10 protein-coding genes are annotated in these 12,229 nt (G+C 69.5%); 3 read left to right on the forward strand and 7 right to left on the reverse strand.

Annotated features, from left to right (window positions below):
* Positions 1-7: 7 nt before the first annotated feature.
* Positions 8-466, reverse strand: a complete 459-nt coding sequence (locus HUA76_RS03590; protein ID WP_174459999.1) for a hypothetical protein — start codon at positions 464-466, stop codon at positions 8-10.
* Positions 467-585: 119 nt separating this feature from the next.
* Between HUA76_RS03590 and HUA76_RS03595 the strand changes: the two genes are divergently transcribed.
* On the forward strand, positions 586-2,562 hold the full coding sequence (locus HUA76_RS03595; RefSeq protein WP_174460000.1) for a HEAT repeat domain-containing protein: 1,977 nt from the start codon (positions 586-588) through the stop codon (positions 2,560-2,562).
* Between the two features lie 131 nt (positions 2,563-2,693).
* On the forward strand, positions 2,694-3,848 hold the full coding sequence (locus HUA76_RS03600) for a hypothetical protein (RefSeq protein WP_174456879.1): 1,155 nt from the start codon (positions 2,694-2,696) through the stop codon (positions 3,846-3,848).
* Between the two features lie 71 nt (positions 3,849-3,919).
* Here the strand turns inward: HUA76_RS03600 and HUA76_RS03605 are convergent, their stop codons facing one another.
* The 6 genes from HUA76_RS03605 to HUA76_RS03630 all read right to left on the reverse strand — a co-directional run bounded on the left by HUA76_RS03605 (position 3,920) and on the right by HUA76_RS03630 (position 10,652).
* Complete coding sequence (locus HUA76_RS03605; protein WP_217439210.1) at positions 3,920-5,956, reverse strand: ATP-binding protein; 2,037 nt, start codon at positions 5,954-5,956, stop codon at positions 3,920-3,922.
* Positions 5,957-6,226: 270 nt separating this feature from the next.
* Positions 6,227-6,886 carry an acyltransferase gene (locus HUA76_RS03610; RefSeq protein WP_174460002.1) on the reverse strand — a complete coding sequence of 220 codons (660 nt, stop codon included), beginning with the start codon at positions 6,884-6,886 and terminating at the stop codon, positions 6,227-6,229.
* Between the two features lie 54 nt (positions 6,887-6,940).
* Positions 6,941-8,689, reverse strand: a complete 1,749-nt coding sequence (locus HUA76_RS03615; RefSeq protein WP_174460003.1) for a histone deacetylase — start codon at positions 8,687-8,689, stop codon at positions 6,941-6,943.
* Positions 8,690-8,893: 204 nt separating this feature from the next.
* Positions 8,894-9,322, reverse strand: coding sequence for a hypothetical protein (locus tag HUA76_RS03620; RefSeq protein ID WP_174460004.1), 429 nt, complete (start codon positions 9,320-9,322; stop codon positions 8,894-8,896).
* A 47-nt stretch (positions 9,323-9,369) separates the two neighbouring features.
* The gene (locus tag HUA76_RS03625; protein ID WP_254613971.1) at positions 9,370-10,074 is read right to left on the reverse strand and encodes a phosphatase PAP2 family protein; all 705 of its coding nucleotides are present in this window, start codon (positions 10,072-10,074) and stop codon (positions 9,370-9,372) included.
* A gap of 125 nt (positions 10,075-10,199) precedes the next feature.
* The gene (locus tag HUA76_RS03630; RefSeq protein ID WP_174460006.1) at positions 10,200-10,652 is read right to left on the reverse strand and encodes a biopolymer transporter ExbD; all 453 of its coding nucleotides are present in this window, start codon (positions 10,650-10,652) and stop codon (positions 10,200-10,202) included.
* A gap of 221 nt (positions 10,653-10,873) precedes the next feature.
* Between HUA76_RS03630 and HUA76_RS03635 the strand changes: the two genes are divergently transcribed.
* On the forward strand, positions 10,874-12,223 hold the full coding sequence (locus tag HUA76_RS03635; protein ID WP_174460007.1) for an AHH domain-containing protein: 1,350 nt from the start codon (positions 10,874-10,876) through the stop codon (positions 12,221-12,223).
* The last annotated feature ends 6 nt before the right edge of the window (positions 12,224-12,229 follow it).

Raw genomic sequence — 12,229 nt, forward strand, 5'->3', positions numbered from 1 at the left:
GTGCGTCCTAGGGCTGGAGGAGGGGAACCGCGAAGGGGTCCCCAAGGGCGCGAGAACATGAAGGGTCCGACGATGGACAGGCCGCGGTGAGCCCACCGGGACACCCACAGTCCACGGGGCAGGTGTTCACCGTCTCCGCGGTGCAGATTCCGTCACCGCACCAGCAGTCGCCCGGACAGGTGGCCTCCGTCTCCGCGCCCGCCTGACAGAAGCCGTCACCGCACCCCAGATGGCAGGAGCCCATGCAGGAGTCGGACAGCGAGGAGACCTGGGCGACAGGGCACGTGCGGACGGCCTGGCCTTGCGTGCCGAGCGCGCCAGGCGGTGGGAGGTCTTCCCGAGCGCCACAGGCCGCGAGCAACGCCAGCGAGAACCCCACCAGCCAGCGCCACGGCCCCGGATGCGAAGCACGTCGAGCCTCGCACACTCCGGGTATGAGATGACGAAAGCGGAGTCGATTCAGCATGTCAGCCCCACGATAAGGGGTTTCGCTATATTCTCGGAACGCTGGCGTTCCCAGTCATTCAATGACAAGCGTGGTTTGGGACACACACCCCTGTCAAGGAAGCGTCCTCGGGAGACTCCATGCGCCGCAAGCGGCTGCACGTTGTCGGGTTGGCGGCGTTCCTGCTCCTGTTGGGGCTGGGCGCCGTGTGGTGGAAGCAAGCGGGGGAAGCATCTTCCGCCCCGGTGGGAAACGCGGCGCCGATGGTGCGGGCTTCCACGAGCCCACCACCCGCCGAGGCCATCCCGGACGCGCGCGACGAGGCCGGAAGGCGCGCCTGGGTGCCGGGCACGCTCCACCGTCACGCGTTGAGCCTGGGGCTGACAGTGTCCTTTGGCCAACAGAAGACCCCGGCCACAGCCACGGCGCAGGGCATGCGCTTCGCCCTCCAGGGTGAGTGGGACGTGGGCATCGTCTCCGCCGAGGGAGACACCGTCCTCGTCCGCCTCCACCTGAGACCGGCGAGCTTCGGGCTGGAGGTGGAGGGCCAAGGGGCGCTGTCGCCCGAGACGCGGCAGGCGATGGTGGCGGCGCTGTCGCTGCCCTTCTTCGCGACGCTGGACAGGACGGGCGCGGTGTCGCTGACGCACTTCGAGCAGGGCGTGGACGAGCTGGCGCGCGGGCTGCTGCGCTCGGTGTTGGCGTCCTCCCAGTTCGTGGTGAACGGCGTCCCAGGGACGACGTGGCGAACCGAAGAGCAGGACACCTCCGGCCAGTACGTCGCGGAGTACCAGCGCCAGGGGACGAGCCGCTTCGACAAGCGCAAGCGGGCCTATACCTCCGTGGCCACGCCGCAGGGACTCCAGCCGCTGGGCACCGAACTGCGCATGAGCGTCGGCGGCGGCTCCACGTTCGAGCTGGGTGAGGGCGCGTGGCTCCAGAGCGTCCAGACGCGCGAGCAGCTCACGGTGGAGCCGGGCGAGGGCCTGCCCACGGTGACGAACGCGACGGAGCTGACGTTGCGCCTGCTGGAGCGTCGACAGGAGCCCTCGCTGCGCGACGCCTTCGCCGCGCGCGCGGGCTTCTTGAACACCGCCGCGCTGGCCACCTTCCAGGGGCAGGCGACGGACCCGCTCGCCCATCATCGACAGGTGCTCGGCTCGCGTCGCTTCGAGGACATCCTCGCGGACCTGCTCGCGCTGCCCACCGACGAGAAGGCCCGCGACGACGCGCGGACGCGGGCCCTGGAGCAACTGCGCGCCCTGCTGCTGCTCCACCCCGAGGAGGCCGCGCGAATCCCCGCCCTGCTGCGCTCGAAGGACCTGTCCCCATTGGCCGCGAGCGCCATGTTGGGCGCGCTCTCCGCGGCGAGCACGCCCGAGTCCCTGCGCGCCCTGGCGTCGGCCACCGTCGACACCGCGCTGACGACGGACGTGCGCATGGACGCGGTCTCCGCGCTGGGCATGGCGGACAACCCCATCCGCGAAGGCGTGGACACGCTGCGCCAGCTGTCGCGGAGCGAGGACCCGAGGCTGCGGGGCACGGCGACGCTGGCCCTGGGCAACTCCGCGCTCCAGATGAACGACACCGACGCGCGCGGCTCGGAGGCGCTGGTGCAGGAGTTGAAGAACGACTACCGCGCCGCGACGAACGCGGAGCAGCGGGCCTTGCTGCTGCGCTCGCTCGGCAACACGCGGGCTCCGGGCGCGCTCGAGTCCATCGCGGACGCGCTGCGCTCCGACTCCGTGAAGGTCCGCGAGGCGGCCATGGTGGCGCTGCGGGGGATTCCCGGCCCGGAGGCGGACCGCCTGCTGCTGGAGCGTCTGGTGAACGACCCTGTCTCGGAGGTGCGCCGGGGCGCGGTCTTCGCCTGCGGCTTCCGTCCCCTGGAGCCCCTGCTGCTGCCCGTGCTGGGACAGGCGCTGCGCGAGGACATGTCCGACGGCGTGCGCTCCGATATCATCCAGCTTCTGGGCCAGCACCGGGGCAACACACCCGGCGCCCTGGCCCTGCTGCGCTGGGCGAGCCAGCATGAGCGCAATCCCGACATCCGTCGCATGGCCACCACGTACGTGGAAACCCCCACCACGCCTGTTCCCTCTCAGTCAGCGCCCTGAAGTTGACGCGGCGGACCGTGGAAAGTCAGACATACCGACCCGGCTCGCACCGTGTTTTCACGAATCAATCACATCCAACGACTTCACCCGGAGTAAATAATCGGCCTTCCACCCATCCCCCGGAGGCCCACATGAACAGGGCACTGTCGCGCTTCGTCGCGATGATGCTGGCCGTGGTTCCAGGACTCGGCGCCGCGCAGAGCTACGTCGACCCGAACCCCTACGTCGTCCAGCCCTCGAAGTATCCCTTCGCCGTCTACGCCCCGGGCTACACGCTCAACAACAAGGTGGCGTGGGAGTCGCAGGTCGCGCCGTTCGTCCCGGGTGCCAGCTACACGACGACCCAGGAGTACGCCATCCTCCAGGACGAGACGAACCGGACGGGAGGCCAGCTCCAGTACGACGCGTCGGATTTCACGCACAACATCGACGTCCAGCAGGCGGTCATCCCGGAGGCGTTCCAGCACCAGGTCCCTCCGCCGACGGAAATCATGCCGTGGACCAACCCGTCGCAGACGTTCAACAAGTCCTATGTGCGCACGGAGAAGTTCGGCAACAGCCTCTTCGGCGCGGGCTACCACCTCAACGCGCTGCTCACGGCCGAGACGGCGACCATCAACGCGGACAAGAAAGTCGTGGCGGTGGCGGACGGCAGGCTCTTCGCCGCAGTGTTCTCCTCGGAGCACGACGTGGTGCGCGGGCGCGCCCAGGTGGTGGGGCAGAACGGCGGCGACAACAGCGGCACGGCGGCGCTCTACGTGCTGGGCCAGGAGGTCTGGTCCACCAGCCTCTACGCCACGTACTCCCCGCCTCCCATCAACTGGAGCCGGACGTTCTTCTCCGCCTCCAAGACGTTCATGGTGGGGCCGGTGCCCATCACCGTGAAGGCGTCGCTCTCCGGCGGCGTGAAGCTGGCGGTGCAGGGGCTCATCGGCCCCACGGTGGCGCGGCTGTCGGCGATACCGGGCGGCTGGTCCAACGTCGCCGCGTCCGCGTCGGTGGACGTCATCATCGTCGCCTTCGGCGTGGAGGGCAGCCTGGCGCTCATCAACGCCACCCTGCCCGCCTCGGGCGAGGTGTTCTGGCCCGTCTGCACGCTCGACTGGAAGCTGAAGACGGACCTGGACCTGAACACGCTCTCGGGGACCCTGAAGGCCTTCGCCCGCGTCCGCATCCTCTTCTTCAAGAAGACCTGGTGGGTGACGATTGCCCAGTGGGCCGGCATCACCCACAAACGGACGCTGCTGGGAGTCGAGGGCTCACAGCCCCTGGGCATCTGTAGCTGACGCGCTGAAATAAGACGCTCCACCTCGCGGGCCAGTCACGCGCGCGAGGTGGAGTCAGTCGCCGCCCGGGCTCACAGGCCGTGACGGGCGACGGTGTCCAGCGGGGACGAGGCGTGCAGGGCCACGCGGAAGGTGGTGCCCACGCCCACGGACGACTCCACGGAGATGTGGCCGCCCAGCGCGGTGACGATGGTGTCGCAGATGGACAGGCCCAGGCCCGTGCCCAGGCCCGCGGACTTGGTGGTGAAGAACGGGTCGAAGATGCGGCGCAGGTGCTCCGGAGGGATGCCGCCCCCTGTGTCGCGCACCTCCACCAGGACGCGCTCGCCGTCTTCCGGCCGCGTGGTGATGCGAATCTCGTTCGTCTCCGACTGGCCTTCTTCAATCGCGTGCGCGGCGTTGATGACCAGGTTGAGGAACACCTGGAACAGCTTGCCCTCGTTGCCACGCACCGGAGGCACCACGCCGTAGCTCTTCACCAGCCGCGCCCGGGGACGCACCTCGCTGGCCGCCATCTGCGCCACCGAGTCCAGTACCCGGTGCACGTCCACCGGCTCCTCGCGGTTGTCCTCCACGCGGGAGAAGACGCGCAGCTGGCGGACAATCTGCCGCATCCGCTCGGCGCCCTCGCGCGCGTCGTCCAGCACCTGGCGGCACTCCACCAGGTCATCGGGCGTCAGCGGACGCGCCCGCGGGCCCACCGTGGCGTGCAGGAAGTCCAGGTTGGAGAGCACGTAGGCCAGCGGGTTGTTCAGCTCGTGCGCGATGCCGGCGGCGAGCAGGCCCATGGAGGCCATGCGGTCGGCGAGGATGAGCTGCGCCTGGGAGCGCTTTCGCTCCGTGAAGTCGCGCGCCATCGTCACCCACGCGGGGGCCCCGTCGAAGACGACGGCCAGTGTCACCAGGTCCGCCACCACCGTCTCGCCGTCGCGGCGCACCAGCGGCACCTCCACCGCGCGCGCCGCCCGCTTTCCCTCCAGCGCCTGGCCCAGGTAGAGCTGCGCCGCGCTCCGGTCCTCCTCGCGCACCAGCTCCAATACGTGCCGGCCCACCAGCTCCGACGCGTCCCGGTAACCCAGGTACTGCACCAGCGCCGGGTTCACCGACAGCAGCACGCCGTCCCCCACGTGCACCATGACGGGGTCCGGGAAGGCTTCGATGAGCAGATGGACGCCGGCCTCGGTGCGCCGCAGCGTCGTCTCCGTGCGCACGCGCAGCGCCTTGTCCGTGCGCTGCTCCAGCGCGAGCGACAGCGTGCCCGCCGCGCCCGACAGGAGGTTGACCTCGATGGGCCCCCAGGGCCGCGCCTCGCGACAGTTGTCGAAGCCGATGACGCCGAAGAGCTGCCCATGCACGTGCAGCGGCAGGAGCAGCACCGAGCGCACGCCCTGCGCCTCCAGCATCGGCCTCAACACGGGCGTGAAGCTCCAGGGCAGGCCCTGCACCGGCTCGCCGCGAATCAGCGCGGAGGCCTGCTCGGGCAGCAACGCCTCCAGGAGCGGCAGGCCGTGCATGTTCGGGTCCTCCAGGTTGGGAGGAATCCCCGGCTCGCACCACTCCGCGCGCTGCGAGGCGAGCGGCGCGCCTTCCGCGCTGCGGTGCATCTCGAAGACGTAGACGCGGCTGGCGGCGGACACGCGGCCCAGCGGCTCCACCACGGAGGCGTACAGGTCCACGGGGAGCTGGTGCGGCATCATCCGCCGCTGCACCTCCACCATCGTCTCCAGGTAGCGCTCGCGCGTGGCGACGGCCTCCTCGGCCCGACGGCGGGAGTCGATGTCCAGCAGCGTGCCCACCACCTCGCCAGGCAGGCCCGGCACGCTCCGGGCGGCCAGCACCACCCACCGCGCGTCATCGCCCACGGACAGGCGCAGCTCCTGGCGCGCGTCCGGGAGTCGCTGCGTGGCCACGGCCTCCAGCAGGGTCCTCGCCGCCTCGCGGTCCGGGGGGTGTACGGCCTCCAGCAGCGGGTGTCCCTGGAACACCGCGCCGAGCGTCCCGGTCAGCTTCTCCCAGCCGGGGCCCAGGTAGGCGACGCGGCCGTGGGCGTCGAGCTGGAACACCACCTCGCTGAGCAGCCCCTCCAGCACCTGGAGACGCCGCGCCATCGCGGCCCCGCTGTCTGGGGATGACGAGGGTGCTCGGGAGGAATGGCCACCCGCGCTCGCCTCGGGAACCGGTACCGGGGCCTCGACACGCCCCACGTCCCGCCGCTCGTCTGCCACTTCGGCCTCCTGCGCCCTCGGCGGGGGTCCAGCGTCCAGGCAGCGCACATGGCTGCCAGAAGCCTGTCCAACACCCTGTGCCCCTCCCGGTGGCGACGTCTTCTCCAGCATAGAGCCGGCGAATGTCGGGAAGTCAATGAAGGCGGAGAAGGTTCACTCCTGGTCGCCCGGTTCCCACCCGCCCGGAGCCCCCGAGCGGTGGCGCTGGCGACGGTCCCCGAGCACACGGGCGGGCACCCCACCGACGACGGCCCAGGCAGGCACGTCGCGAGTGACGACGGCGCCCATGGCCACCACGGCGTGGTCCCCCACCGTGACGCCATCCGTCACGCCCGCGTTGGCACCTATCCACACATCCGCGCCCAGGGTGATGCCCTGGGAGGTGACGGGCTGGTCTCGCACGGGGCGGTCCGGGGCGAGGCCGTGGTCGAAGGCATAGAGGGTGGCGCCGGTGGCGATGCGGGTGCCCTCGCCGATGCGGATGCCGCCGGCGCCGCCGTCCAGGCTCACGCGGGCGTTGAGGCTCACCCGGGGCCCGAGGACGACGGGGCCGTGGACGAAGGCATCCGCGGCGATGCTGCACCCGGGGCCGATGGCGACCGCGCGGCCGGGCTCGGCGAAGATGCGCGCCTCCGGGGCGATGAAGCAGCCCTCGGCGATTTCGACGGTCTCCAGCTCACGCAGGCGCTCCTGCACCTCACGCTGCCACGCGTCCGCCCACTCGCGGTGGCGCGGCTTGAGGGAGAAATAGAGCCACGGCATCCACGAGAGCCGGAGCTTGTGCTGCTCACGGCGGAGCGCGTCCAGGTCCACGCCCCCTGCCTACCATGAGCCCCGGGGGTTCGGGGTGGGCGAGCAGGCGGGGGCTCAACCGTGCCGGGACTCCACGGTGAAGTGGCAGCGCTCGCGCTCGGCGGCGATGACGTCGGTGTCGACGGGGACGGGCTCCAGGCGCAGGACGACGTCATCCGGCTCCCATCGGTAGGGCTCGCCGTTGAGCGACACGCGGCCTTCGGCCACGGCGCGAGTGGCTTCGAGCAGGGGCAGGTGGGCCAAGTCTCTCATCATCGCCTCGAAGCGGCCCTGACGCGCGGGATCCACGAAGCGGAAGCGGGCCCGGGCGACCACGGCGAGGTGGTACCACATGGGCCGTGAGGCCACGCCGGCGAGGCCGAGTCGTTTGGCCATCAGCACGAACATCTCGGTGGCCTCGCGCGCGAGGCCGAGGCCGGGGACGTCCTGGCCTGGGAGCTGGGGGCGACGCTCGCTGAAGCGCGCGCGGGGATGGCGCAGGCTCAGCCAGTTGACGAAGAAGAAGGGCTCGCCCGCGATGGTGCGCCGCTCCACGACGGCGTCGACGAGCAGGTGCTCCTGTCCGCCCGCGCGGCCCAGGACCTTGATGCGGTCTCCGACGCCGGTGGAGCCCACCTCGACACGCGGCCGGCTGTAGCCCAGGCGCTCCACCTGCCACAGCAGGCCATAGCGGAAGAGGGCGTACTCCAGGGACTGCGCGGTGTAGTAGCCGAGCACGCGGGGCTGCAACGTGCCGCCCAGGCCGAGCGAGCCCTCCAGGTCCTCCAGCGTGAGCGGCTCATCGAGCGGCTCGCCTTCCTGCGAGAGCAACCGGGAGATGCGCTGATAGCGGGCGCTCAGCGGGTCATAGCGCGCCTTGATGCGGCGGCCGCCCATGCCGGACAACACGAGCACGGTGCCGGCGAAGACCTTCCATGACTCGGCATGGTAGCCGCCGCCGGGGAGCCAGACGCTCGGCACGCCGCGCAGCGCGCGCGCCAGGAGCTGGTCTCGTCGTCGCGCGCCTTGCACGGTGAGGCCCACGCGTCCGAAGCGATCACCCGCGAGCACGTCGCAGCCGGCGATGACGAAGGCGAGGTCGGGCTTGGGCATGCGCGACAGCGTGGCCTCGAGCAGCGCGAGGTAGCCGTCGTCGGTGATGCCCTCGGGCACGCGCGTCTCGTCGACGCCTTCGGGCAGCGAGCCCCAGTCGCTGCCGGACAGCGAGCCAATCCAGACCTTCGGATGTCCGGCCAGACATTCGGCCGTGCCGTCGGGAGGATGGGCGTCGAGGTCGAGGACGACAGTCTGCCCTTCGTAGCCATCCGCGTTGAGGGAGGCGAGCGCGATGGCGATGTCGTTGACGGCGCAGAAGCCTCCGCCGCGACTGGGGGCGGCGTGGTGGAAGCCGCCGGACATGTTGACGACGGGGCCACGGCGGCCGAAGGCGAGGCGCGCGGCGCCGAGGGTGCCGCCACAGACGAGACGCACGTTGGACAGGAGGGTGTCCACGGGCACTTCGGACGGGTCGACGGCGTAGATGCGAGCGAGGGTCTCCGGGAGGCTGAGTGACTCCAGGTAGGTCGCGTCGTGGACGCGGGACATCTCCGCGTAGCTCACGGGCCTGGGCCGGTAGACGTCCGAGGGGCGGACGACGTGCTTCTCCAGCAGGTACCAGGTGGTGAAGTCCACGCCGCGAGGTTCGACGCCGACGGTGGACTCGATGCCGGTGAGGGGGAGTCGGTAGTCCTCTTCGTAGAAGATGGGGACGTGCTCGCTGCGCAGCGAGGGGAACCACCGACCCAGCCAGCTCCAGACGCTCATGCCGCGAACCTCGCGGAAGAGGGGAACGGTCGCGGTGGGGAGGGACGGAAGAGACAGCGCACGGGGCCGTGACTTTCGCCCAGAGGGCGCCTCGTGGGGGCTTTTTCGTGAGGCCCGAGGTGGCGCGCGTTCATGCCCGACGCTGGGACCGACGCCCTCTCGGTCTCCTGGAGGCCGAGCAGCCCCGCTGGACGAGCCGTTGGCCTACTTCTGCACGGAGAGGATGAGCCACCGGCCGACATCCACGGCGTAGACGATGGGCGTGTCCGAGAGGCTGGGGCCTTGTAGGTCGCGACATGCATCCGCGCGAACCGCGAAGCTGACGAAGACGACATTCTCAGGACCAGGAACAGCGGTCACGTCGTAGGACTCACGGCGCAAGGCGCAGAGCTCGGTGGGGGTTGCATCGCGCGGAGGCTTGGTTCCCAGGGGAAGAAAGTCCTCCATGGCGAAGGCGATGGCCGCCGCGATGGGACCAGGGAGTACGTGTTGCCCTTCCGTGGGCAGGACGACGGGGAACGAGTAGTGCGCAGCTTCCTCAGGCGTGACCTTCGCGGGTCGCGGGCTTGAGCGAAACAGCGCGCACCCCGACAACAGAATCAGCCCGAGCGATACCAGCGACATGCGACCCATGCGTCCACCACTACAACATCTGCGCCCTTCGAGGACTCAATTACCTGTCATTCCACCTCGCGCCGCGTCTCTTCACGCAAGGCCGGGCTGCGGCGGCGCAGTCCGCGCGCCACGAGCGCCGTCAGCAGCGCCCACGCGAGCCCCGCCACCCAGCCGCCCAGCACGTCCGTGGGGTAGTGCACCCCCAAGTACACCCGTGTCAGCCCCACCAGCAGCGGGAGCAGCAGCGCCACCATGAGGATGTATGCCTTCACGCGCCTGCTCTCCGCGAGCTGCGCCAGCAGCGCTCCCAGCGTGAGGTACACGATGGCCGACAACATCGCGTGTCCGCTCGGGAAGCTCGTGGTCATCACCTGCTTCAGGTGCGGCACCACCGAGGGTCGCGGCCGGGAGAAGAACTGCTTCAGCGCCCCGTTCAGCAGCGTCCCGCCCACCGTCGCCACGAGCACCAGCAGCAACGTCCGATAACGCCGCACCAACACCAGGAAGCCGCACACGGCCAGCGTCACCAGGAACAACACCGGCGCGCCCCCCAGTGACGTCACGTCCTCCGCCGTGAGCCGCAACCACCACGGCCCCCTCGGCACCAGCGGGTCCTCCGGACTTCGCAGCGCACGCAACACCCGCTCGTCGAAGTCCTGCGTCTCCCCCTCCGACACCTCGTCCGACAACGCGATGAACCCCAGGCAGCACACACCCAGCAACAGCAGCATCCCGAAGAGCCGCGTCACCGCCACGTTCTGCTGGGACATCCTCGCCCACAGGCCACGCCACATATCCGTGGCACTATGCCTGGGCTCACGCACGGAGGCCCGCGTGACTTACGGACTGTCGTCTCGTGGGCTCCGGCCCCATCACCGGAACCCTCGGACACGCATCAGGGCTCCAACGGAAACGGCATACCGGAGCTCGCCTCTCCCTCGGGCTTCACCACCGCGAGCGACACCCGCTCCGCTCCGGAGCCCTTCGCCAGTTGCATCACCTTCTTCACGTCCCCGTACGTGAGCGACTGGTCCGCCTTGAGCAACAGGCGCCGCCCAGGTTCCTGCCGCAACACGGCCTTGAGCTTCGCCTGGAAGACACGCTCGTCCGGATAGGCATCGGACTCCACGAACAGCTTCCGGTCCGGCGTCACCGAGAGGACCAACGGGTCGGGCCCGTCCTCTTTCTCGATGTGCTCCGCCTGCGGAAGCACCACGTCCTTGCCTCGCGTCATCATGGGCGTCACCACCATGAAGATGATGAGGAGGACGAGCACCACGTCGACCAGGGGCGTGACGTTGATGTCACTCTTCACTCCACCCCGGCCACCACCGATGGACATGCCCATGCGCGACTGCTCCTTGCAGGAAGGGACAGCCTCATGGGTACACGGGCACGAAGACCCGTTGGCGGGCGGACGTCCCTCGTCGGGTCATCGTTCCGTCACGACATGGGGGAACTGCTACCTGCCCAGCCGGAGCCGGTCCTGCCCCGCGCTACGTAGTGTCTGGCTCGTCTGATATTCCTTGCCTGGTCTCGTGGGACCGACCTCGGAACCGGAGGACTTGGATGAGCGCGCGCGGGGTGATCTGGCTGGTGCTGGCACTTGCCGTGACAGGCTGTTCAACAAGCCGGGTCGTGCGCCTGGACACGGGGGACGGACATTCTCTTGTCCACACACCGTTCGTTGAAGACGGCGTCGAGCCCGTGGAACTGGACGACGATGAATTCGAGGAGACCGTGGTGGCGCTCGCCCAGGACGTGCGGCCCTTCGCCAACCCCCTGCGAGAGGCCCGCCAACTCTTTGGAGTCCCCGAAAGAGGCGGCGTGTACCTGTACCAGCCTCGCGGCCCCCGGCTCATTCCCCAGGACAGAGAGAAGGACCCAGACGGCCCGCATCTCCTGGAGTCCTACGCGGATGACGAACTGACACACGCCTATGGACGCTGGTGCGAGCGCAAGTCACAGCCCGGCGACTGCCTGCGCCTGCTGGCCGAAGGCCCGCTGCTGGCCAGTGACGGCAAGTACTCACTGGCCATGGCCATCGCCATGGACTCCGTCTGGGAGGAGACAGCAGAGGCCCTGAGAGACATGGCGGACCCGCAGGCGCTGCTGGCGACGGTGAGTGCCTCCGTCAGCATGTACCTGCTCCTTTGGTCGCTGCCCGAGCCGGTGAGCAAGGGCCTTGCCGCACTGCTGACCGCCACGGCCATCGCCTACCTGGGCGTGGACACCGTGTGGACCCTGCTGGATGGATGGGTGGCTCTCGTGCGCGAGGTAGACCGGGCCACCACCTTCGAGCAGCTCAGCGAAGCCGGCGAGGCGTATGGCGAAGTCCTCGGAGAGAACTCGGCCCGCATCTTCGTCATGCTGGCCACCGCCGCCATTGGCAATACGGCGGGCCTGGCAGCCAAAGCCTCGCGACTGCCGGGCTCGGCACAGGCTGCAGTCGCATTGGAGACGCAGGCGGGCTACCAATACGTGGCCGTCGGAAGCGTGAAGTCGGTGGCGATGGCGGCCGAGGGATTCACCGTCGCACTTGCGCCCAATGCGGTCGCCATGACGGCCCGGGGCATGCGCGGCGGTCGAACCAGGGACCACCACCTCGCCACCGACAAGAACAGCGTCTCCATCGCGCGCGGCGGGCCCTGGACGCCACGGTTCAAGAGAATCTTCAAGAAGGCCGGGATGGAGTTGAAAGACCCCGAGAACATCGTGCCGGTCGAGGGCCACCAGGGGCCCCATCCGCAGAAGTATCACGAACTGGTCTTCAGGCGGCTGGACAGTGCGACCGCACGCTGTCGCTCGGTGGATGAGTGCCGCAATCTCCTGACGAAGGCGCTTCAACGACTGGCCAGGGAAGCTGTCACGAAAGGGACGGACATCAACAAGCTCCTGACCGAGCGCCAGCAGCGGTAGAACCAC

The sequence above is a fragment of the Myxococcus sp. CA056 genome (genome assembly GCF_013336715.1).
Taxonomy (GTDB): domain Bacteria; phylum Myxococcota; class Myxococcia; order Myxococcales; family Myxococcaceae; genus Myxococcus; species Myxococcus llanfairpwllgwyngyllgogerychwyrndrobwllllantysiliogogogochensis.

Coding starts and splice junctions, on each gene's coding strand:
- HUA76_RS03590 (WP_174459999.1), bottom strand. CDS start 466: ATGCTGAATCGACTCCGCTTTCGTCATCTCATACCCGGAGTGTGCGAG.
- HUA76_RS03630 (WP_174460006.1), bottom strand. CDS start 10,652: ATGGGCATGTCCATCGGTGGTGGCCGGGGTGGAGTGAAGAGTGACATC.
- HUA76_RS03595 (WP_174460000.1), top strand. CDS start 586: ATGCGCCGCAAGCGGCTGCACGTTGTCGGGTTGGCGGCGTTCCTGCTC.
- HUA76_RS03615 (WP_174460003.1), bottom strand. CDS start 8,689: ATGAGCGTCTGGAGCTGGCTGGGTCGGTGGTTCCCCTCGCTGCGCAGC.
- HUA76_RS03620 (WP_174460004.1), bottom strand. CDS start 9,322: ATGGGTCGCATGTCGCTGGTATCGCTCGGGCTGATTCTGTTGTCGGGG.
- HUA76_RS03635 (WP_174460007.1), top strand. CDS start 10,874: ATGAGCGCGCGCGGGGTGATCTGGCTGGTGCTGGCACTTGCCGTGACA.
- HUA76_RS03625 (WP_254613971.1), bottom strand. CDS start 10,074: ATGTCCCAGCAGAACGTGGCGGTGACGCGGCTCTTCGGGATGCTGCTG.
- HUA76_RS03600 (WP_174456879.1), top strand. CDS start 2,694: ATGAACAGGGCACTGTCGCGCTTCGTCGCGATGATGCTGGCCGTGGTT.
- HUA76_RS03605 (WP_217439210.1), bottom strand. CDS start 5,956: ATGGCGCGGCGTCTCCAGGTGCTGGAGGGGCTGCTCAGCGAGGTGGTG.